General features: G+C 72.7%; 17 protein-coding genes. 9 read left to right on the top strand and 8 right to left on the bottom strand.

The features are described from left to right. Positions 1 to 3: 3 nt before the first annotated feature. Together ACIA6B_RS02730 and ACIA6B_RS02725 are read right to left on the bottom strand one after the other, a co-directional pair. Positions 4 to 1404 (bottom strand): sensor histidine kinase, encoded by a 1401-nt coding sequence (locus ACIA6B_RS02730; RefSeq protein WP_396770285.1) that lies wholly within the window; start codon positions 1402 to 1404, stop codon positions 4 to 6. Then, positions 1401 to 2057, bottom strand: coding sequence for a response regulator transcription factor (locus ACIA6B_RS02725; RefSeq protein WP_107159334.1), 657 nt, complete (start codon positions 2055 to 2057; stop codon positions 1401 to 1403). The genes ACIA6B_RS02730 and ACIA6B_RS02725 overlap by 4 nt, the downstream gene beginning before the upstream one ends. 97 nt (positions 2058 to 2154) lie before the next feature. On the opposite strand from ACIA6B_RS02725, the gene ACIA6B_RS02720 reads away from it, so the two are divergent. Together ACIA6B_RS02720 and ACIA6B_RS02715 are read left to right on the top strand one after the other, a co-directional pair. Continuing rightward, positions 2155 to 3309 carry an outer membrane lipoprotein carrier protein LolA gene (locus tag ACIA6B_RS02720; RefSeq protein ID WP_396770283.1) on the top strand — a complete coding sequence of 385 codons (1155 nt, stop codon included), beginning with the start codon at positions 2155 to 2157 and terminating at the stop codon, positions 3307 to 3309. A 245-nt stretch (positions 3310 to 3554) separates the two neighbouring features. Further along, positions 3555 to 5771: a HelD family protein gene (locus tag ACIA6B_RS02715; RefSeq protein ID WP_396771195.1), complete on the top strand. Its 2217-nt coding sequence runs from the start codon at positions 3555 to 3557 to the stop codon at positions 5769 to 5771. A 55-nt stretch (positions 5772 to 5826) separates the two neighbouring features. Here the strand turns inward: ACIA6B_RS02715 and ACIA6B_RS02710 are convergent, their stop codons facing one another. Next, the gene (locus tag ACIA6B_RS02710; protein WP_281935104.1) at positions 5827 to 6249 is read right to left on the bottom strand and encodes a hypothetical protein; all 423 of its coding nucleotides are present in this window, start codon (positions 6247 to 6249) and stop codon (positions 5827 to 5829) included. Between the two features lie 276 nt (positions 6250 to 6525). On the opposite strand from ACIA6B_RS02710, the gene ACIA6B_RS02705 reads away from it, so the two are divergent. Continuing rightward, a complete protein-coding gene (locus ACIA6B_RS02705; RefSeq protein WP_396770281.1) occupies positions 6526 to 6906 on the top strand; it encodes a hypothetical protein in 381 nt (126 codons plus the stop codon). Positions 6907 to 6969: 63 nt separating this feature from the next. Here ACIA6B_RS02705 and ACIA6B_RS02700 read toward each other — a convergent pair whose 3' ends face one another. From ACIA6B_RS02700 to ACIA6B_RS02690, 3 genes are all read right to left on the bottom strand, one after another. Continuing rightward, complete coding sequence (locus ACIA6B_RS02700; protein ID WP_396770279.1) at positions 6970 to 7956, bottom strand: sporulation protein; 987 nt, start codon at positions 7954 to 7956, stop codon at positions 6970 to 6972. A gap of 94 nt (positions 7957 to 8050) precedes the next feature. Further along, the gene (locus ACIA6B_RS02695) at positions 8051 to 8827 is read right to left on the bottom strand and encodes a DeoR/GlpR family DNA-binding transcription regulator (protein WP_396770277.1); all 777 of its coding nucleotides are present in this window, start codon (positions 8825 to 8827) and stop codon (positions 8051 to 8053) included. After that, the gene (locus ACIA6B_RS02690; RefSeq protein ID WP_396770275.1) at positions 8827 to 10818 is read right to left on the bottom strand and encodes a beta-galactosidase; all 1992 of its coding nucleotides are present in this window, start codon (positions 10816 to 10818) and stop codon (positions 8827 to 8829) included. The genes ACIA6B_RS02695 and ACIA6B_RS02690 overlap by 1 nt, the downstream gene beginning before the upstream one ends. 228 nt (positions 10819 to 11046) lie before the next feature. Here ACIA6B_RS02690 and ACIA6B_RS02685 point away from each other — a divergent pair, with 228 nt between their 5' ends. The 6 genes from ACIA6B_RS02685 (at position 11047) to ACIA6B_RS02660 (ending at position 18205) form a co-directional block, all read left to right on the top strand. Continuing rightward, entirely contained in the window at positions 11047 to 12378 is a 1332-nt protein-coding gene (locus ACIA6B_RS02685) for an ABC transporter substrate-binding protein (RefSeq protein ID WP_396770273.1), read from the top strand. Positions 12379 to 12400: 22 nt separating this feature from the next. Beyond that, a complete protein-coding gene (locus tag ACIA6B_RS02680) occupies positions 12401 to 13357 on the top strand; it encodes a carbohydrate ABC transporter permease (RefSeq protein ID WP_281935113.1) in 957 nt (318 codons plus the stop codon). Further along, positions 13354 to 14238, top strand: a complete 885-nt coding sequence (locus tag ACIA6B_RS02675; protein ID WP_396770271.1) for a carbohydrate ABC transporter permease — start codon at positions 13354 to 13356, stop codon at positions 14236 to 14238. Before ACIA6B_RS02680 ends, ACIA6B_RS02675 begins: the two co-directional genes overlap by 4 nt. After that, positions 14235 to 16460, top strand: a complete 2226-nt coding sequence (locus ACIA6B_RS02670) for an alpha-galactosidase (protein WP_396770269.1) — start codon at positions 14235 to 14237, stop codon at positions 16458 to 16460. Before ACIA6B_RS02675 ends, ACIA6B_RS02670 begins: the two co-directional genes overlap by 4 nt. A gap of 102 nt (positions 16461 to 16562) precedes the next feature. Beyond that, the gene (locus ACIA6B_RS02665; RefSeq protein ID WP_396771193.1) at positions 16563 to 16955 is read left to right on the top strand and encodes a YciI family protein; all 393 of its coding nucleotides are present in this window, start codon (positions 16563 to 16565) and stop codon (positions 16953 to 16955) included. Between the two features lie 2 nt (positions 16956 to 16957). After that, positions 16958 to 18205: an RNA polymerase sigma factor gene (locus tag ACIA6B_RS02660; protein ID WP_396771191.1), complete on the top strand. Its 1248-nt coding sequence runs from the start codon at positions 16958 to 16960 to the stop codon at positions 18203 to 18205. Positions 18206 to 18255: 50 nt separating this feature from the next. Here ACIA6B_RS02660 and ACIA6B_RS02655 read toward each other — a convergent pair whose 3' ends face one another. Together ACIA6B_RS02655 and ACIA6B_RS02650 are read right to left on the bottom strand one after the other, a co-directional pair. Continuing rightward, on the bottom strand, positions 18256 to 18825 hold the full coding sequence (locus ACIA6B_RS02655) for a hypothetical protein (protein WP_396770267.1): 570 nt from the start codon (positions 18823 to 18825) through the stop codon (positions 18256 to 18258). Between the two features lie 509 nt (positions 18826 to 19334). Beyond that, positions 19335 to 20711, bottom strand: coding sequence for a cellulase family glycosylhydrolase (locus ACIA6B_RS02650; protein WP_396770265.1), 1377 nt, complete (start codon positions 20709 to 20711; stop codon positions 19335 to 19337). Positions 20712 to 20765: the final 54 nt, after the last annotated feature.

Raw genomic sequence — 20765 nt, 5'->3', positions numbered from 1 at the left:
CTGTCACTCCGGGTCCGGCTCGGTCAGCGCGGGCAGCCGTACCGTGGCGCGCAGCCCCGGTGCGGCGGCGCCCGGCGTCGCGTCCGCCAGCTCCACCGTGCCGCCGGCCCGGCGCACCAGCTCCCGCACGATGGCCAGGCCGAGGCCCGCGCCGCCGGCGTCGCGGGCCCGCGCGTCGTCCAGCCGGGTGAACCGGGCGAACACCCGCTCCCGGTCCGCCACCGGGATGCCCGGCCCGTCGTCGGTCACCGTGACCAGGTGGTACGCGCCCTCCGGCCCGGCGACCGCCAGCCGCACCTCGGCGGACGCGTGCCGGATCGCGTTCTCCACCAGGTTGACCAGCACCCGGCGCAGCTCCCCCGGGTCCCCCTCGGTCCACCACGCCCCGGCCGGCACCGCCAGCCGCACCGGCGGCGACGGGTAGCGGGCCGCCACGGCGCGCAGCAGCTCACCCAATTCCACCGGACCCACCGCGGCCGGCCGTGCCGGGCGCGCGTCGTCCTCGTCGAGGCGGGCCAGCAGGAGCAGGTCGTCGACGAGACGGCTCAGCCGCTCGGTGTCGGCGAGCAGGTCGTCGGCGACCGCCGGCCAGTCGGTGCCGTCCCCGAGCCGCCGGGCCACCTCCAGCTCGGTACGCATGTTCGTCAGCGGGCTGCGCAGCTCGTGCGCGGCGTCGGCCACGAACGCCCGCTGCCGGTCCCGGGACGCGGCCAGCCGGTCCAGCATGTCGTTGAGCGTGACCGCGAGCCGGTGGATCTCGTCCTGCCCGGCCGGCACCGGCAGCCGCTCCGCCCCGGCCCGCCCGGTGATCTCGGCGGCGCCGCTGCGCAACTCCTCCACCGGACGCAGCGTCGCGCCCACCACCCGCCAGGCCACCACTGCCAGGGCCGCCACCAGAAGCGGGAAGCCGACCAGCAGCAGGTTGCGCACCACGTGCAGGCTGTGCCGCACGTCGGACAGCGACTTGGCCACCAGCACCGTACGCGGCTCGGCCGGGGTCCCGGCCGGCACCGTCACCACCCGGACCGGCCCGGACAGGCCGACCCGCTGCCCGTCCACCACCAGCCGCTGCCGCTGCCCGGGCCGCAACTCGTCGGGGCCGAGCATCGGCACCAGCCGGTCCGCGTCGATCGAGGCGGCCCGGATCCGGCTCTGCGCGTCCACCACCTGCACGCGCAACTGGCCGCCGGCCACCGGCAGCGGGTCCGGCAGCGCGTCCTCGGCGGTGAGCAACGCGACCGCGTCCGCGGTCCGCAACGCCTCCGCGTCGGCCGAGCGTTGCAGCGTCCAGCCGAGCGCGCCGAGCAGCAGCGCGCCGCCGAGCGCGAACCCGAGCGCCAGGCCGAGCACGCCCAGCGCGAGCAGCCGGGCCCGCAGGCCGAGCCGGCGCCGGGGGCGGATCACGTGGCCAGCCGGTAGCCGGCGCCCCGGACCGTCTCCAACCGCTCCCGGCCGATCTTGCGGCGCAGGTAGCCGACGTAGACCTCCACCGCGTTCGGGGCGGTGTCCACCGAGGCGTCCCAGACGTGGTCCAGCAGCTCGGTCTTGGACACCACCTCGCCGGGGCGGCGCATCAGGTAGTCGAGCAGCGCGTACTCGCGGCTGGTCAGCGCCACCTCGGCGTCGGCCCGGGTGACCCGCCGCCGGGCCGGGTCCAGCCGCAGGTCACCGACCGTGAGCACGGCCGGCCGGCGGGGCGCGCCCCGGCGCAGCAGCGCCCGCAGCCGGGCCAGCAGCACCACGTACGAGAAGGGCTTGGTCAGGTAGTCGTCGGCGCCGCAGTCCAGGCCGTCGGCCTGGTCGTACTCGCCGTCCTTGGCGGACAGCATCAGCACCGGCAGCCAGCGCTGCTCGGCGCGCAACCGGCGCACCACCTCGTAGCCGGAGAGGCCGGGCAGCATCACGTCGAGGATCATCGCGTCGTAGTCGCCGTGCCGGGCCGCGTCCAGCCCGGCCGGGCCGGTGGCCGCCACGTCCACCACAAAGCCCTCCGCCGACAGGCCCCGGCGCAACGCCGCGGCGAGCCGCGTCTCGTCCTCCACCACCAGCAACCGCACCGGTCCAGGGTGCCACCACCGGGTCACCCGTAGGGGATCGGCTCAGCGTCCTCACAGCGACGATCCCGCAGCATGGAGCGCAAGGAGGTGCACACTGATGTCTGTGATGAAGAACCGCGCCGTGCTGCGCTGGCTGGTCCCGGTGACCGCGGGGGTCGCCGTGATCGGCGGCGGCGCCGCGGTCGGCACGTTCGCCGCCGCCGACCCGGCCCTGCCCCCGCGCAGCGCCGCCCAACTGCTCGACGACCTGCGGACGTCCCGCCTGGACGGGCTCTCCGGCACCGTCGTGCAGCGCGCCGACCTGGGTCTGCCGCCGATCGCCGCGCTCGCCGGCCAGGCCAGCGGCAACCAGCTCGCCGGTCTGGTCTCCGGCACGCACACGCTGCGCGTCTGGTACGGCGGCGAGGACCGGCAGCGGCTCGCCCTGGTCGACACGCTCGGCGAGCAGGACGTGCTGCGCAACGGCCGCGACGTCTGGACCTGGAGCAGCCGGGAGAACACCGCCGTCCACCGGAAGCTGCCGGCCGACGGCAAGGACCTGCCGTCCGCGCCGGCCACCCCGGCCGACGCCGCCCAGCAGGCGCTGGCCGCGATCGACCCGACCACCGCGGTGACCGTCGGCCGGTCCGCCACCGTGGCCGGGCGGGACGCGTACGAGCTGGTGCTCACGCCGCGCGACAAGGCGTCGCTGGTGCACCAGGTGCGCATCGCGCTGGACGCGAAGGAGCACGTGCCGCTGCGCTTCGAGGTGCTGGCCGACGGTCAGGACGAGCCGGCGTTCGAGGTGGCGTTCACCCAGGTCGACTTCCGCACCCCGGACGCCGACCAGTTCCGGTTCAACCCGCCGCCCGGTGTCAAGGTCACCGAGGAGTCGGCCGACGCGCGTCCCGGTCCGGCCGGCAAGGCGCTCGGTAAGGACGGCAAGGACGGCAAGGCGCTCGGCAAGGACGACGGGCAGCGGCCGGACGTGCGTACCGTCGGCACCGGCTGGACCACGGTGGTGGTCGCCACGCTCGGCGACGCGGCCGGGCTCGACGGCGCGGCGAAGGCCGGCGGCACGAAGGCCGGCGCGGGCGCGCCGGACGCCGACATGCTGGCGAAGGTGCTCGGTGACCTGCCGAAGGTCAGCGGCGACTGGGGCAGCGGGCGGCTGCTGAGCGGCAAGCTGTTCAGCGTGCTGCTCACCGACGACGGCCGGGTGGTGGCCGGCCTGGTCACGCCGGAGCGGCTCTACCAGGCCGCGAAGGGCTGATCGAACGTCGGGCTCGGGGCCCGGTCGGCGTGCGCCGGCCGGGCCCCGAGCCGTGTCCGGGCTTGGTCGAATGGCGGGCGACGCGCTATCTTTCTCAGTTCAGGCACAAAAAAGGAATGGCTTATGAATGCCATTCCTGCGGCAATTTTAGTCAATGAGGAGCCCGCTTGTCAACGCACTCCGACGTGTCGGGTGAGCTGCACCAGGACGACGACGAGATCGGTCGCGAGCAGGAGTACGTCTCGATGCTCTACGACCGGCTGGACGGGCTGCGCGAGCAGGCCGCCCGCCGGCTCGACGAGGAGTTGCGCCACACCGGCGGCACCCAGCAGGCCCGCTCGCAGCGCGACTCCACCGTGGCGATGTACGCCGACCAGGTCGAGCAGTACTCCGCCGTCGAGTCCGGCCTCTGCTTCGGCCGCCTCGACGGCGACGACGGCGCCGCCCGCTACATCGGCCGGATCGGCATCTTCGACACCTCGGGCGAGTACGACCCGCTGCTGATGGACTGGCGTGCCCCGGCCGCCCGCCCGTTCTACCTGGCCACCGCCGCCAACCCGCAGGGCGTACGCCGGCGTCGGCACCTGCGCACCCGCGACCGGAAGGTCACCGGCCTCAACGACGAGGTGCTGGACATCACCGCCGCCTCCCCCACCGCGCACGAGGAGGTCACCGGCGAGGCGTCGCTGCTCGCCGCGCTCAACGCCGGACGCACCGGCCGGATGCGCGACATCGTCGAGACGATCCAGGTCGAGCAGGACCGCATCATCCGTGCCGACCTGCCCGGCGTGATGGTGGTGCAGGGCGGGCCCGGCACCGGCAAGACCGCGGTGGCGTTGCACCGGGCCGCGTACCTGCTCTACACCCACCGCCAGCAGCTATCCACCCGGGGCGTGCTGCTGGTCGGCCCGAACGCCACGTTCCTGCGCTACATCTCGCAGGTGCTGCCGGCGCTGGCCGAGACCGGCGTGCTGCTGCGCACCCAGGCCGACCTGTTCCCGGGCGTGCACGCCCGGCGCACCGAGCCGGCCACCACCGCGGCGCTGAAGGGCCGCGCGGTGCTGGCCGAGGTGCTCGCCGGCGCGGTCCGGGACCGGCAGTGGGTGCCGGCCGAGCCGATCACCGTCGAGCTGCCGCAGCGGGAGGTGCTCACGCTCGACCCGGAGACGGTCCGCCAGGCCCGTGACCGGGTCCGGCGCACCGGCCGGCCGCACAACCTGGCCCGCGCGCTGTTCGACGTGGAGATCGTGCACGCGCTCGCCGACCAGGTGGCCGAGCGGATCGGCGCCGACCCGCTCGGCGGGGAGAACCTGCTCTCCGAGGCGGACCGCGCGGAGATCCGCCGCGAGCTGCGCGAGGAGCCGGAGATCGTGGCCGCGCTCGACGAGCTGTGGCCGGTGCTCACCCCGCAGCGGCTGCTCGCCGACCTGTTCACGTCGCCGGAGCGGATCGCCACCGCCGCGCCGATGCTCACCGACGCCGAGCGGGCCGCGCTGCACCGGGAGCCCGGCGGCTGGACGCCGGCCGACGTGCCGCTGCTCGACGAGGCCGCCGAGCTGCTCGGCGAGGACGAACGCGCCGCCGCCGCGCGCCGGGACCGGATCCGCGCGATGGAACGCGAGTACGCCGAGGGCGTGCTGGAGATCTGGCGGGGCTCCCGCTCGATCGACGTGGAGGACGAGGCCGACGGCGGTGAGATCCTCGGCGTGACCGACCTGATCGACGCCGCCCGGCTCTCCGAGCGGCAGGAGGAGTCCGACCGGCTCACCACGGCCCAGCGGGCCGCCGCGGACCGCACCTGGGCGTTCGGGCACGTCATCGTGGACGAGGCGCAGGAGTTGTCGCCGATGGCCTGGCGGCTGCTGATGCGCCGCTGCCCGAGCCGGTCGATGACCATCGTCGGGGACGTGGCGCAGACCGGCGCGCTGGCCGGCACGCCGTCCTGGGGCGAGGCGCTCACGCCGTACGTGGCGGACCGGTGGCGGCTGGCGGAGTTGACCGTCAGCTACCGCACCCCGGCCGAGATCATGGCGGTCGCCGCCGAGGTGCTCGCCGAGATCGACCCGGCGCTGCGCCCACCCCGCTCGGTACGCGCCACCGGCGTACCGCCGTGGGACCGGACCGTCCCGGCGGACCGGCTCGTCGCCGAACTGGTCGAGGTGACCGCGCGGGAGGCCGCGTCCCTGGGCGACGGGCGGCTCGGCGTGCTGGTGCCGACCGGGCGGGTGGCCGAGTTGGGCGGCGCGGTCGTCGCGGCGCTGCCCGAGGCGGCGGTCGGCGAGCAGCCGGAGCTGGCGAACCGGGTGGTGGTGCTGACCACCGAACAGGCGAAGGGCCTGGAGTTCGACTCGGTGCTGGTGGTGGACCCGGACCGGATCGTCGCCGAGTCGCCCCGGGGCCACAGCGACCTCTACGTCGCGCTCACCCGCGCCACCCAGCGCCTCGGCATCCTCCGGACGTAAGGAGGGGCCCCTTCTCAACGCTTCCGGTAGAGGAGGGGCCCCTTCTCAACAACTGTCAGCCCGGGTTGGCGCCCTCGTCGGTGACGTTGGCGACCTGGGCGCCGGGGGCCGAGGCGTCACTGGTGGAACCGCCGGCCGGGGTGCTCAGCCCGCCGGTGGTGGCGTCCCCGGTGGTGGTGGGCGCCACCTTGCCCGGGTGCCGCTCCGGTTGCCGGGCCACCCGGCGCACGCTGGCCGGGCCGGCCGTGCCGCCGGTCGTGGTGACCGCGCCCTGGCCGCGGGTCGGCCCGCCGTCGCGCAGCACGTCCGGGTCGATCGCCACGTGCGCCGGGTCGTCCGGGTCCGACTCCTGGATCACCCGCTGTTCGTCGGTCGGCGGCACGGTGACCTCGTCCAGCGCGCCCTCGCCGTACACGCCGCCGGCGACCCGCTGTTCGGCCTGCCGGGCGGCGTCCTGCCGGATGTCGTCCTCACGCACGTCAACCACCTCGCAGCTTGTCGTGTGGGTGTCCGTGGTGCGTGCCCGGGCGCGGAGGGCTGAAACCGGTGGCGTCCGTTCCGTACCCGGAGGTCCGGTTCCCCGGGGGTACCCACGACGGGCCGGAGCGGCCGGTCATCCGACGGTTAGCTTGTCTCCGGGGTCGGGTAGTCGGGGGGTGCCCCCGCCACCGAGCGCGAACCGTGCCGTGGCCGACCCGCGGTAGCGGGGCGAGGGTGTGCAGGTAACGACTCATCGCATCCTTGAGGAGGACAGATGAGCACGCAGGCTGCATCCACCAGGCCGATGAACCGGCCGATGTCGGACGTGCAGAACCGGACGCGCATGCAGGACACGTCGACGCAGCAGATGCCGATGATGCACGACGGGCACCGGGACCGGGCGATGGCCGCGCCGGGCACCGAGACCAAGCCGTCGTTCGCGACGACCGAGTTCTGGATCTACCTCGCGTCCGTCGCGGGCGTGCTGGTGGCGTCGTACCTCGTCGGCAAGAATTCGGTCGGGGTGGACATCTTCCGCGCCAACCAGGCCTGGTTCTTCATCACGCTGCTGACCATCGGTTACCTCGGCAGCCGCGGTCTGGCCAAGGCCGGAAGCAACTTCCGCAGCGGCGACGAGCGCAAGCCCCGGCACTGACCGGAGGCGCTCCTGAGACGACGACGCCCCCGGGATCCGTCCCGGGGGCGTCGTCGCGTGCCGTCACTCGTCGCCGAAGTCCCCGCCGTCGTCGCCCTCGAAGGCGTCCTCAAGCATCTCGCCGGCCACCAGACCGCCGGCGACGCCCAGCGCCGCGCCCGCCACCATGCCGCCCATGCCGCCGCCACGACGACCGTGGTGGCCCTGCGGACCGTAGTGACCGGGGGCGCCGTAGTGGCCCTGCGGGGCGCCGAAGCCCTGGGCGCGCAGGCCGCCGTACCGGGACGTGGTCTCCCGCAGCCACCCGTCGACCACCTGCGGCCAGTCGGTACGCGAGGCGTCGCTGTGCGGGACGGAGTACCGCCCGTAGACGTCGTGCCCGGCGCTGAGGAAGCCGCCGCGCTTGTCGCACTCCAGGATCACCTCGACGCCCTGCTGGCTGGTCACGAACGTCAGCTCGACCTCGGTGACGGTCTGCGCGTACTGCGGCGCGGCGTAGAACTCGATCTCCTGGTAGAACGGCAGCGTCTGTGGCACGCCGTAGATGTGGCCGCGCTCCAGGTCCGCGTGCTTGAACCGGAAACCCAGCGCCTGGAACACGTCGAGGATCCGCTCGTGGACCGGCAGCGGGTGCACCGAGACCTGGTCCAGGTCGGACTTGTCGACCGCCCGCGCCACCGCCAGCTCGGTACGCAGCCCCATGGTCATGCCGTGCAGCCGCTGCCCGAAGACGTCGGTGACCGGGGTCTCCCACGGCACCGGCATCTGGAACGGGATGGCGAGCTGCTGCTTCGGCGCCAGCTCGAACGCGTCGCTGACCGGCATCCGGTGGAACTCCATGACGCCGGCGTACTCGGTGTCGCCGCCCTCGATCTCGACCCGGGTGACCAGGCCGACGGTGATCCGCTCGATGCGCGCCGGCGCGTCGCCGCCGACCAGGTTGACGTGCCCGTCCAGGGCCAGCCCGGGCCGGGTGTTCGGGTTGGTCAGCACGGTGTCGACGCTGGGGCCGCCCACGCCGAACGCGCTCAACATCTTCTTGAAGACCATCGCCACTCCGCCTCCGCCATCCGCGGGCTCCACCGTGGAGTCCGCGGGCTGTGCAGGGCACCCTAACCGCAATGGCTGGGAAATGCCTGAAAGGTCAGGCCCCCGGCACGACGATCAGCTCGCCCACCTGCTCGCCGAGTTCCCGGCGGGCCGCCGCGGGCAGGCCCTCGTCGGTGATCAGCACGTCGGCCTCGTCCAGCGGCGCGATGGTGGCGATGCCGATCGTCTCCCACTTGGTGTGGTCGGCGAGCACGACCAGCCGGCGGGCGGCGCCGATCAGCCGCCGGTTCACGGCCGCTTCCAGCAGGTTGGGGGTGGTGAAGCCGGTGCGGCGGCTCATTCCGTGCACGCCGAGGAAGAGCAGGTCCACGTTGAGCGCGGCGATGGCCGCCTCGGCGACCGGGCCGGTCAACGCGTCGGACGGGGTGCGGATGCCGCCGGTGAGCACCACGCTCTGGTCGGCGCGGGGGTTCTGGTAGAGCGCGTCGGCGACCGGGATCGAGTTGGTGACCACGGTCAGCCCGCGTACCCCGGCGAGCCGGGCGGCCAACGCGGCGGTGGTGGTGCCGGCGGAGAGCGCCACCGCCATGCCCGGCTCGACCAGCCCGGCGGCCCGCTCGACGATGGCCTGCTTCTCGGCCCGCTGCCGCACCGACTTGGCGGCGAAGCCGGGTTCCTCGGTGGAGCCGGGGCCGGCCAGCGTCGCGCCGCCGTGCACCTTGTCGATCAGCCCGCGCTCGGCCAGCACCTCCAGGTCACGCCGGATGGTCATGTCCGACACGCCGAACCGGTCGACCAGGTGGCTGACCCGGACGCCGCCGCGCTGGCGGATCAGCTCCAGGATGGCGCTCTGCCGTTGCTGGGCGAGCATCAGACCGGCTCCTCGCGGACCACCGCCACCTCCCCCGCCGGCACCACCAGGTCGCCGTCGCACCGTTCGCCGGTCAGCAGTTCGACGCCGGTGACCGGCAGCCGGGCCGCGTCGTCGGTGTGGTTGACCACGAACAGCCAGCTCCGCTCCGCCGAGCGACGCCGGACCACCTCCACGCCGACCGGCGCGGGCACCGGCGGGCGCACGCCGGCCTCGGTGAGCAGTCGGGCCACCAGCCGGTCGGTCGCCGCGTCGTCGAGCCGGGTGCCGACGTACCAGGCGGCGCCCGCGCCGACCGCGTTGCGGGTCAGCGCCGGCACGCCGGGCAGCGGCCCGTCGGCGTACGCGGCGAGCACCTCGGCGCCCTCGGCGTGCAGCCACTCGGTCCACACGTCGGCGTCGGCGCCGTCGTCGAGGCGGACCGTCTCGCCGGCACGCAGCGGGAAGAACTCCTCCACGCGTACGCCGAGCAGGTCCCGGAACGCGCCCGGGTAGCCGCCCAGCCGGATGTGGTCGTGCTCGTCGACGATGCCGCTGAAGTAGGTGACAAGCGCGGTGCCGCCGGCGTCGACGAAACGGCGCAGCGCGGCGGTGTCCGCGTCGCGGGTCAGGTAGAGCGTGGGCACCAGGACCAGCCGGTAGCCGGACAGGTCCGTCGACGGGTGCACCACGTCGGCGGTGACGCCGGCCCGCCAGAGCGCGGCGTGCAGCGCGGCCAACCGGTCGGGGTAGGTGACGTCGACGCTGGGGTGGGAGTCGAGTTCCGCGCCCCACCACGCCTCGTAGTCGAACAGCACGGCGACGTCGGCGTCGACCCGGCTGCCGCGTACCTCGGCCAACGCGCGCAGGTCGGCGCCGAGCCGGCTGACCTCGCGGAACACCTTGGTCTCCGGGCCGGCGTGCGGCACCAGCGCGGAGTGGAACTTCTCCGCGCCGGCCCGGGACGCCCGCCACTGGAAGAAGAGCACCCCGTCGGCCCCGCGCGCCACGTGCGCCAGGCTGTTGCGGCGCAGTTGGCCGGGCGTCTTGGCCACGTTGCGGGGCTGCCAGTTGACCGCGCTGGTGGAGTGCTCCATGAGCAGCCAGGGCGCGCCGCCGGCCACGCCGCGCGTCTGGTCGGCGGCGAGCGCGAGGTTCACCTGTGGCTGCGGGTCGGCGGCGGTGAGGTAGTGGTCGTTGGCGACCACGTCCACGTCGGCCGCCCAGGAATGGTAGTCCAGGTACTTGATGCCGGTGCCGATCATGAAGTTGGTGGTGACCGGCTGGGTGACGAGCCGGCCGAGCAGCTCGCGTTCGGCGCGGAGCTGGGCGCGCTGCTCGTCGGAGGAGAAGCGCAGGAAGTCGAGCTGCTGGGTCGGGTTGGCGAACGTCGGCGCGGCGCGCGGCGGGTTCACCTCGGCCCAGTCGTGGTAGCGCTGGCTCCAGAACGCGGTGCCCCAGGCGGCGTTGAGCGCGTCCAGGTCGCCGTAGCGTTCGCGCAGCCAGCGCCGGTACGCCGCGGCGCTGACGTCGCAGTAGCAGTGCACGTTGTGGCAGCCCAGCTCGTTGGAGACGTGCCAGAGCACGACCGCCGGGTGGGTGGCGTACCGCGTCGCGACCGCCTCGACCAGGGCGAGCGAGCGGTCCCGGAAGATCGGCGAGCTGGGGCAGTACGCCTGCCGGCCGCCGGGCCACAACACGGCGCCGTCGGCGCGGCGGGGCAGCGTCTCCGGGTGCCGGTGCGCCAGCCACGGCGGCGGGCTGGCGGTGGCGGTGGCCAGGTCGACGCGAATGCCGCCGTCGTGCAGCAGGTCGAGCGCGCGATCGAGCCAGCCGAACTCGTACCGGCCGGGGGCCGGCTCCAGCAGGGCCCAGGAGAAGATGCCGACCGAGACCAGGTTGACCCCGGCGCGGCGCATCAGCGCGACGTCCTCGGGCCACACGTCCTCCGGCCACTGCTCCGGGTTGTAGTCGGCGCCGTACCAGATGCCCTCGCCGTGCCAGTTCCGCATGAGAGCTGAGGGTGCCCGTGAACGACAGCCAAGTCAACACTTTCCAACATCGACAGTAGTTACAACGTTTACCACGCCTTTTCGCTGCCACAGCACGGTTATCGCCGCCCTTTCACCCTCTTGACAGCGCTGATCCAACGGGTAGCTTCAACCGCCACCGGCTATTTCTGTTCGGACGTGTGGATTCTCGGTGGATCTCGTAGCCACCTCGTCCCCGCAGGAGGCACCATGTCCCGTCCCCGCTCACAGGCCGAGTACCTCGCCCGGCTCGTTCCCCCGTCCGTCGCCGGCCTGCGCCGGCGCTCGCTGCTGGCCGGCGCGGCCGGCGCGGGCGCGTTGCTCGGCACCGGCGCGCTCGCCGGCTGCGGCGACTCCGACTCCGACTCCGGCGGCGACGCGAAGAGCGTCACGCTCGGCTCGAACCAGTCGGACCCGAAACCCAAGGACGTCGTCGCCAAGGTGGTGGACGGCTTCAAGACATCGTCCGGGGTGACCGTCAACGTCAACACGGTCGACCACAACACGTTCCAGGAGAACATCAACAACTACCTACAGGGCAAGCCGGACGACGTGTTCACCTGGTTCGCCGGCTACCGGATGCGGTTCTTCGCGGCCAAGGGCCTGGCCGGTGACCTCAGCGACGTGTGGGGCAAGCTCGACGGCTACTCCGACGCGTTCAAGAAGGCGTCCACCGGCGACGACGGCAAGCAGTACTTCGTGCCGGCGTCGTACTACCCGTGGGCGGTCTTCTACCGCAAGTCGGTCTGGCAGCAGCGCGGCTACCAGGTGCCCAAGACGCTCGACGACCTGAACACGCTCGGCGCGCAGATGAAGAAGGACGGCCTGACCCCGATCGCCTTCGCCGACAAGGACGGCTGGCCGGCGATGGGCACGTTCGACATCCTCAACCTGCGGATCAACGGCTACCAGTTCCACGTCGACCTGATGGCCGGCAAGGAGGCATGGACCTCCGACAAGGTGAAGAAGGTCTTCGACACCTGGGCCGGGCTGCTCCCCCTGCACCAGCCGGACGCGCTGGGCCGCACCTGGCAGGAGGCCGCCCAGTCGTTGCAGCAGAAGAAGAGCGGCATGTACCTGCTCGGCCTCTTCGTCGGCCAGCAGTTCAGCGGCGCCGACCTGGAGGACCTGGACTTCTTCACGTTCCCGGAGGTCGACTCCACGATCGGCGCGAAGGCCCTGGACGCGCCGATCGACGGGTACATGATGGCCCGCAAGCCGAAGTCCAAGGACGCCGCCACCAAGCTGCTGACGTACCTGGGCTCGAAGGACGCCGCAAACATCACGGTCAAGAACGACCCGAGCACGCTGGTCGCGAACAGCGGCGCGGACACCGCCGGCTACACCGCGCTCCAGAAGAAGGCCGCCGAACTGGTCGGCTCCGCCACCGAGATCGCGCAGTTCCTGGACCGGGACACCCGGCCGGACTTCGCCTCCACCGTGATGATCCCGGCCCTCCAGCAGTTCATCAAGAACCCGAAGGACATCAGCGGGATGCTCACCAGCGTCGAGAACCAGAAGAAGTCGATCTTCACAAGCTGACGGCGGAAGGGGGAAGGACACCATGTCCGACCTGCCCCTGATCCAAGCGGATCGCGCCGTGCCGCCGCCGGCCGCGACCACCACCACAGGTGGTCGCGGTCGCCGGCTACGGCTCCTGTCCGGCACCGACCGCGTGGTGATCACGCTGATGGTGCTGGTGCCCCTGCTGCTCGTCCTCGCCCTGGTCTGGCTGCCGGCCGCGGCGACCGTGCTGCTCTCCGGCACGGACTGGGACGGCATCGGCCCGCTCGGCGAGATCGACTGGGTCGGGCTGAAGAACTACGACGACGTGGTGAACAACTACCCGCCGTTCGTCCCCGCGGTGCAGAACAACCTGCTCTGGCTGGCCGCGCTCTTCGTGGTGGCCACCCCGATCGGGATGTTCCTCGCCGTGCTGCTCGACAAGGAGCTACGCGGCAGCCGGTTCTACCAGACCGCGCTCTACCTGCCGGTGGTGCTCTCACTGGCGCTCGTCGGCTTCATCTGGCAGCTCATCTACAGCCGGGACCAGGGCCTGCTCAACGGCGTGTTCGGCGGCGACACCGACTGGTACGGCGACCCGAACGTGAACATCTGGGCGGTGCTGGTCGCCGCCGGCTGGCGGCACGTCGGCTACATCATGCTGCTCTACCTGGCCGGCCTCAAGGGCGTCGACCCGTCGTTGCGGGAGGCCGCCGCCGTGGACGGTTCCTCGGAGACCAGCACGTTCTTCCGGGTCGTCTTTCCGGTGATGCGCCCGATCAACATCATCGTGCTGGTGGTCACCGTGATCGAGTCGCTGCGCGCGTTCGACCTGGTCTGGGTCATCAACAAGGGCCGCAACGGGCTGGAGCTGATCTCGGCGCTGGTCACCCAGAACGTGGTCGGCGAGGCGAGCCGGATCGGCTTCGGCTCGGCGCTGGCCACCATCATGCTGGCCGTCTCCCTGATCTTCATCACCGTCTACCTCTGGACCGTCATGCGGGAGGACAAGCGATGACCGCCGCCGTCTCCCCCGGCCGCCGCCGGCCGCTGCGGCCGGCCCGGGTGGTGCTGCACCTCTTCCTGGGTACGATCGCCGTCGGCTGGCTGTTCCCGCTGTTCTGGGCGGTGCTCACCTCGTTCCGCTCGTACCAGTACACCGCCGTGCACGGCTACGTCTCGTTCGGCGGCTGGACGATCGACAACTACGTCACCGCGTGGCGGACCGCCGAGTTCGGCAAGCACTTCCTCAACTCGCTCTACATCACCGTGCCGGCGGTGCTGCTCACGCTCTTCCTCGCCTCCTGCGTGGCGTTCGTGATCGCCCGGTTCAGTTGGAAGCTCAACATCGCGCTGCTGGGCCTGTTCACCGCCGCGAACCTGCTGCCGCAGCAGTCCCTGCTGATCCCGCTGTTCCGGATGTTCACGCAGATCCCGCTGCCGGCCTGGATGAGCGACTCGGAGCTGCTCTACGACAGCTACTGGGGGCTGATCCTGGTCAACGTGGCGTTCCAGTGCGGCTTCTGCGTCTTCGTGCTGAGCAACTACATGAAGGCGCTGCCGCACGAGCTGTACGAGGCCGCGATGGTCGACGGGGCAAGCGTGTGGCGGCAGTACTGGCAGGTCACCCTGCCGCTGTGCCGACCGGCCCTGGCCGCGTTGGCCACGCTGGAGGTGACCTGGATCTACAACGAGTTCTTCTGGGCGACGGTGCTGATGCGTACCGGCGACAAGTTCCCGGTGACCAGCTCACTGAACAACCTGCGCGGCCAGTTCTTCACCGACAACAACCTCGTCTCGGCCGGCTCGGTGCTGGTCGCGATCCCCACCCTGGTGATCTTCTTCCTGCTCCAGAAGCAGTTCGTCCGGGGCCTGACGCTGGGAGCCTCCAAGGGATGACGATCGTCCACCTGCGCCGGGCGGGAACCAGCCTGGTGCTCGACGCGCGCGGCCCGGGGCTGCCCCGGGTCGTGCACTGGGGCGCCGACCTCGGGCCACTGTCCGCCGAGGAACTGCCCGCCCTCGTCGACGTCACCGTGCCGCCGGTGGTGCCGAGCAGCTTCGACGCGCCGACCGTGCTGTCGTTGCTGCCCGAGGCGAGCGCCGGTTGGGGTGGCCGGCCCGGCCTGGCCGGCCACCGCGACGGCCGGGACTGGTCGACGGCGTTCCGGCAGACCGGGCTCGACGTCCACGACGAGCCCGTCCCACCGTCGCCTCCCGCCGCCGGGCAGGAACGGTTAGGAGGGGCCCCCTCACCTGCGCCAGGCGTTAACAGGGGGCCCGTGCCTTCCGGTGGGCGGGTGGTGGTGCGGGCGGCGGATCCGGGCGCGGGGTTGAGCCTGACGATCGAGATCACGCTGGATGCGGCGGGCGTGCTGACGCTGCGGCACCGGCTGCGCAACGACGGCGACGGCCGCTACGAGCTACGCGAGCTGACCCCCGTGCTGCCGGTGCCGGCGGTCGCCACCGAGCTGCTCGACCTGACCGGGCGCTGGTGCCGGGAACGCGCGCCGCAGCGGCACCCGTGGCCGATGGGCGCCTGGGTCCGCGAGGGGCGGCACGGCCGCACCGGGCACGACGCCACGTTGCTGCTGGTCGCCGGCGTCCCCGGCTTCGACTTTGGGCACGGCGAGGTGTGGGCGGTGCACACCGCGTGGAGCGGCGACCACGTCACGGTGGCCGAGCGCCGACCGACCGGCGAGGCCACGCTCGGCGGCGGTGAACTGCTCGCGCCCGGCGAGATCGTGCTCGCCCCCGGCGAGGAGTACGCCACGCCGCTGCTGTACGCGGTCCGGTCGGCGGACGGGCTGGACGGGCTCAGCCACGCGCTGCACACCCACCTGCGGGCCCGGCCGGGTCATCCGCGCACGCCGCGCCCGGTGACGCTGAACGTGTGGGAGGCGGTCTACTTCGACCACGACCTGAACCGGCTGCGGGCGCTCGCCGACCGGGCCGCCGAGGTGGGCGTGGAGCGCTTCGTGCTCGACGACGGCTGGTTCCGCGGCCGGCGGCACGACCTGGCCGGGCTCGGCGACTGGTGGGTCGACGAGCAGGTCTGGCCGGACGGGTTGCAACCCCTCATCGACCACGTACGCGGGCACGGCATGCAGTTCGGGCTCTGGGTCGAACCGGAGATGGTCAACCCCGACTCCGACCTGTTCCGCGCCCATCCCGACTGGGTGCTCCAGACACCGGGCCGGCTGCCGCCGGCGTGGCGGCACCAGCAGGTGCTCGACCTGGCCCACCCGGACGCGTACGCGTACCTGCGCGACCGGCTCGACGCGGTGCTCAACGGGCACGACGGCATCGCGTACCTCAAGTGGGACCACAACCGTGACCTCACCGAGGCCGGGCACGGCGGCCGGCCCGGCGTGCACGGGCAGACCGTGGCGGTCTACCGCCTGCTGGACGAGCTGCGCGCCCGGCACCCCGGCCTGGAGATCGAGAGCTGCTCGTCCGGCGGCGCCCGGGTCGACCTGGAGATCCTGCGCCACACCGACCGGGTCTGGGCCAGCGACTGCAACGACGCGTTGGAACGGCTCTCCATCCAACGCTGGACCGGGCTGCTGCTGCCGCCGGAGCTGATCGGCACGCACATCGGGCCGGACCGCTCGCACACCACGCACCGCGTGCACGACCTGGGCTTCCGGGCGGTCACCGCGCTCTTCGGCCACCACGGCATCGAGTGGGACATCGCCGCGATCGACGCCCCCACGCGGGCCGAACTGGCCGCCTGGGTGGCGCTGCACAAGCGGCTGCGCCCGCTGCTGCACGGCGGGCGGGTGGTCCGGGTCGACCACCCGGACCCGGCCGTGCAGGCCCACGGCGTGGTCGCCCACGACCGCTCCCGGGCGGTGTACGCGGTCAGCCGCGTCGCCACCTCCGTCGCCCAGGTGCCCGGCGCGGTGCGGCTGCCGGGGCTGGACCCGACGCGGCGCTATCTGGTGCGCCTGCCGGCCGGGGTGCCGGAGCCGGCGCTGTTGGAGCTGGCCCCGCCGGGTTGGCTGGCGTCCGGCGCCGGGGTGACGCTGCCCGGGTCGGTGCTCGGCACGGTCGGCCTGCACCTGCCCGCGCTGCACCCGGAGCAGGCGCTGCTGCTGGAGGTCACCGAAAGCTCCTGAGAAACTTCGCCGGCGGATGTCGAGAACCGGGGTGGCAGCTTCTACCGCCGGGTGGAAGCACCGACAATCGGTGCTCGGCGTGAGGAGCGAATCGTGAAGTACATGCTGCTGATGCAGTTCAGCGCCGCCGGGACCGACATCCCGCCGGTGGACACCTGGACGCCGGAGGAGTTCCGGGCGCACCTCGACTTCATGGGCGAGGTCAACGCGAAGCTCATGGCCGACGGCGAGTTCGTGCAGGGCGAAGGGCTGGGCGGCCCGCCGCAGGCCCGAATCGTGCGGGCCGGCGCCGACGGCGCGCCGGTGGTCACCGAGGGGCCGTTCGCGGAGACCAAGGAGTTCCTGGCCGGCTTCTGGATCGTCGACTGCGAGACGCCGCAGCGGGCGGTCGAGATCGCCGCGTTCATCTCCACCGCGCCCGGCCCCGGCGGCCGGCCGCTCAACATGCCGATCGAGGTGCACCCGGTGATGTCCGGCCCGCCGCAGGAGATGTGACCCTGGCCGACCACACCGTCGAGGACCTGCTGCGCGAACTGGTGCCGCAGGTCCTCGGCGTGCTCGCCCGCCGCTTCGGTGACTTCGCCACCGCCGAGGACGCGGTGCAGGAGGCGCTGCTCGCGGCCAGCCGGCAGTGGCCGGTCGACGGGCTGCCGGACCATCCGCGTGGCTGGCTCACGCAGGTCGCGTACCGGCGGATGATCGAGTTGGTGCGGGCCGAGACGGCCCGGCGGGACCGGGAGGACCGCGCGGCCCGGCGCTCCGGCGACGACAGGCGGACCGCGCCGGCCGCCGACGAGCCGGTGACCGGCGACCGGGACGACGCGCTGGTGCTGCTCTTCCTCTGCTGCCACCCGTCGCTGACCACCCCGTCGGCGATCGCGCTGACGCTACGGGCGGTCGGCGGGCTGAGCACCGCCGAGATCGCCCGCGCGTTCCTGGTGCCCGAGGCCACCATGGCGCAGCGGATCAGTCGGGCCAAGCAGCGCATCCGCGACTCCGGGTTGCCGTTCCGGCTGCCCGAGCCGGCCGATCGGCAGGCCCGCCTCGCCGCCGTGCTGCACGTCCTCTACCTGATCTTCACCGAGGGGCACACCGCGAGCCTCGGCGACGACCTGCGGCGGGTCGACCTCTGCGAGGAGGCGATCCGGCTGGCCCGGGAGATGCACCGGCTGCTGCCCGGCGACAGCGAGGTGGCCGGGCTGCTCGCGTTGATGCTGCTCACCGACGCCCGCGCCGCCGCCCGGAGCGGCCCGTCCGGGGAGCTGATCCCGCTGGCCGAGCAGGACCGGTCCCGCTGGGACGCCGCCGCCATCGCCGAGGGCACCGCGCTGGTCACCGACGCGATGACCCGGGGCCCGGTGGGGCCGTACCAGATCCAGGCCGCCGTCGCCGCGCTGCACGACGAGGCGCCGACCGCGGCGGCCACCGACTGGCCGCAGATCCTCGCGTTGTACGACGTCTTGGAGCGGCTCACCGGCAGCCCGGTGGTGGCGTTGAACCGCGCGGTGGCGACCGCCATGGTGCACGGCCCGACCGCCGGCCTGGACACGCTCGCAGCCGTGGCCACCGACCCCCGGCTGGCCGGCTCACACCGGCTCGACGCGGCCCGCGCCCACCTGCACGAGATGGCCGGCGACCACGACGCCGCCGCAACCCACTACCGCGCCGCCGCCGCGAGAACCACCAGCCGCCCCGAACAGGAGTACCTACTGACCCGCGCCGCCCGCCTGCGCCACCTTCGTTGATCAAGGAGTTTGCGTCGGCATCCGCCCGGTTCGCGACGCGAACTCCTTGGTCAACTCGCGCGCGAGGTGGTGTCGCGGAGGGCGAGGGCGACGGTGGCGAAGAGGGCCGCGCCGCAGCCCACGCCGGAGACCAGGCCGACGGCTCCCGCGTCACCGCCCAGCGCGTGGGTGAGGAAGCCGGCCACGCCGAGTGCGGTCATCACCGCGCCGAGCCAGTGGTAGCGCGGCATCCGCCACACCGCCGCCAGGCCGAAGAAGTGCACGCCCACCACCACCGCGACCCAGGCCACCGACACGGCGGGCCGGTCGAACACGTTGTTGATCACGGCGAGGCCGCCGAAGAGCGCGACCGCCTCCAGCGCCACCACGACCCAGTAGCGGCGGTCCATGAACCCCGCCGCCTCCGGTCCCTGCGCACCGGGCGGCGCCTGCCGGGCCACCCGGAACAGACCGACCAGGAGCAGCGCGGCCACCAGCAGGCCGGCGATCCGCAGCACGAGCGGCCAGGGCGCGGGCAGGCCGCCGCTGTTCACCAAGACGAAGACGGTCCCGAACGAGATCGCCACGAGCGAGCCGATCACCAGCCCCGACGGTCGTCCCCTGGTCCCCGGCGTGCTCATCGCGTCCCCTCCCGACGATCGCGCCTCACCAGTCGGTCCGACGCGCGCCAGATCGTACGGCAGGCTGACCAGCCCCACTCACCCCTCACCCCGTGATCACGGAGCTGGATCGGCGCCGTTCCTGAACATCGTCATCGGGTGCCTACCACTCGGTGACGTACGTTCCCGACCCCGGTACGCCCACGGCAATGCGCGCGCCTCGAGGGTGTCCACGGCGCGTGCGACGGTGCGCCGGGCCGTACTCAGCGGCGAGTGCGTCACCTTCCGAACCGGACCGGAACGGGCCGCATCGAGATGCAGGAAAGTAGGTGAGCGCCGATCAGCGTGCATGGGCCCTACCAGGTTGAGGGCGTGAACGGGTCGCCGAGGGTGACTCGTCTGCGCCATCAAGTTGGTAGGCCGATCCGACCAGACCGGAGAGCGGGTAACGACTGAGCGGCGAGGCTGACCGCGTACGCGAAGAAAGGTGGCCGGGTCCGTGCGGACCCGGCCACCCGTTGCGCGGTCGGTCAGCTCGCGGAGCAGGTCACCGCCGGGGTGGCGGCGCTGCCGTTGCCGATGAAGCCGAACGTGGTGCTGGCGCCGGCGCCGAGCCGGCCGTTGTAGTCGACATTGCGGGCGGTCCACGCCGAGCCGCTGCCGCTGACCGTGGCGTTCCACGCCTGGCTGACGGTCTGGCCGTTGGCGAACGTCCACGTCGCCGTCCAGCCGCTGATCGCGGCGGAACCGGCGGTCACCTTGACGTCGCCCTGGAAGCCGCCCTGCCACGAGTTGACGACGGTGAGGGTGGCGGTGCAGCCACCGGCCGGCGGGGGCGTGGTGGTCGGCGGCGGGGTCGGGGTCGGGCTGGTGGTCGGGCTGGGGCTGGTGGTCGGGCTGGTGGTCGGGCTCGGCGAGCTGCCGGCGTAGACCGAGGCCTCACGCGAGGTGGCGGCGATGCCGTTGGCGCCGTTGAAGATGCGCTGGCCCCAGGTGGTGAGCTGGGCCGGGTTGAAGCCGGTGGTCATGTCCAGGTATTCCACGCCGCCGCCGTTGCCGCTCCACGACCAGCCGAGGTAGCCGATCCGGTTGGTCTGGGCGTAGGACATGATGGCGTCCTCGTCGGGGTTGCCGTCGGAGTGGTTGAAGCCGAACTCACCGACCACGATGGGCAGCCCGGCGGTACGGAACCGGCCCAGGTAGTCGCTGATCTCGGCGGCGGTGTCGAACACGCCGTACATGTGGATGGAGAAGACGGTGTTGCGCTGCGGGTCGGCGTTGAAGACGGTGCCGGCGTTGTCGCGCATGGTGAACGACCAGTCCTGGCCCCAGTTCGGCGCGTCGACCATGATGGTGTGGGTGAGGCCGCCGGCGCGCAGCCGCTTGATCGCGTTCGAGGTGTCGGTGGTCCAGGCGCTGTAGCCCTGGTTGCCGAACGGCTCGTTGCCGATGTTGACGATGACGTACTTCTCCTGGCCCTTGAGCACGTCGGCGATGCTCAGCCAGTAGTCGGTCGCCTTGGCCAGCGTGGTGGCGGCGCCGTCCTCGCCGTAGCCGGTGGTGTCGTGCACCTCCAGCACGCAGATGAGCCGGTTGGCCTTGCACAGTGAGATCACGTTGGCCACGTCGGCGGCGCTGTTCTTGGTCCAGCGGTCACCGCTGGCCAGCACCACCCGGACGGTGTTGGCGCCGAGCGCCTTGATGTTGGCGAACGAGCTGGTCTGCTGCGGGTACCAGGTGTGCGCGTGGTTGACGCCACGCATCACGAACTCGGTGCCGTTGGCGTCGTAGAGCCGGCCGTTCGAGACGGAGAACCCGGTCGCGGCCTGCGCCGGCTGCCCGAAGGCGAAGACGGCGGTGAGCGCCGTCAGCAGGGCGACGCCCGCGGCGGAGAGCATTTTCTTCATGGCTGTCCTCTGGAGGGAGATCTCCCCCGTGCCCGAGTGGGGGGTGCGGTGATG

It is taken from the genome of Micromonospora sp. NPDC051141 (assembly GCF_044455765.1).
Classification (GTDB): Bacteria; Actinomycetota; Actinomycetes; order Mycobacteriales; family Micromonosporaceae; genus Micromonospora.
The sequence above is the reverse complement of the archived record's forward strand: the minus strand, read 5'-3'. Positions and strand labels throughout refer to the sequence as shown.

What these genes read in the sequence shown, in the direction of transcription:
- ACIA6B_RS02675 (WP_396770271.1), top strand. Translation starts at nt 13,354, where the DNA reads ATGACCGCCGCCGTCTCCCCCGGCCGCCGCCGGCCGCTGCGGCCGGCC.
- ACIA6B_RS02650 (WP_396770265.1), bottom strand. Translation starts at nt 20,711, where the DNA reads ATGAAGAAAATGCTCTCCGCCGCGGGCGTCGCCCTGCTGACGGCGCTC.
- ACIA6B_RS02695 (WP_396770277.1), bottom strand. Translation starts at nt 8,827, where the DNA reads ATGCTCGCCCAGCAACGGCAGAGCGCCATCCTGGAGCTGATCCGCCAG.
- ACIA6B_RS02705 (WP_396770281.1), top strand. Translation starts at nt 6,526, where the DNA reads ATGAGCACGCAGGCTGCATCCACCAGGCCGATGAACCGGCCGATGTCG.
- ACIA6B_RS02670 (WP_396770269.1), top strand. Translation starts at nt 14,235, where the DNA reads ATGACGATCGTCCACCTGCGCCGGGCGGGAACCAGCCTGGTGCTCGAC.
- ACIA6B_RS02680 (WP_281935113.1), top strand. Translation starts at nt 12,401, where the DNA reads ATGTCCGACCTGCCCCTGATCCAAGCGGATCGCGCCGTGCCGCCGCCG.
- ACIA6B_RS02690 (WP_396770275.1), bottom strand. Translation starts at nt 10,818, where the DNA reads ATGCGGAACTGGCACGGCGAGGGCATCTGGTACGGCGCCGACTACAAC.
- ACIA6B_RS02685 (WP_396770273.1), top strand. Translation starts at nt 11,047, where the DNA reads ATGTCCCGTCCCCGCTCACAGGCCGAGTACCTCGCCCGGCTCGTTCCC.
- ACIA6B_RS02720 (WP_396770283.1), top strand. Translation starts at nt 2,155, where the DNA reads ATGTCTGTGATGAAGAACCGCGCCGTGCTGCGCTGGCTGGTCCCGGTG.
- ACIA6B_RS02655 (WP_396770267.1), bottom strand. Translation starts at nt 18,825, where the DNA reads ATGAGCACGCCGGGGACCAGGGGACGACCGTCGGGGCTGGTGATCGGC.
- ACIA6B_RS02715 (WP_396771195.1), top strand. Translation starts at nt 3,555, where the DNA reads ATGCTCTACGACCGGCTGGACGGGCTGCGCGAGCAGGCCGCCCGCCGG.
- ACIA6B_RS02665 (WP_396771193.1), top strand. Translation starts at nt 16,563, where the DNA reads ATGCTGCTGATGCAGTTCAGCGCCGCCGGGACCGACATCCCGCCGGTG.
- ACIA6B_RS02700 (WP_396770279.1), bottom strand. Translation starts at nt 7,956, where the DNA reads ATGGTCTTCAAGAAGATGTTGAGCGCGTTCGGCGTGGGCGGCCCCAGC.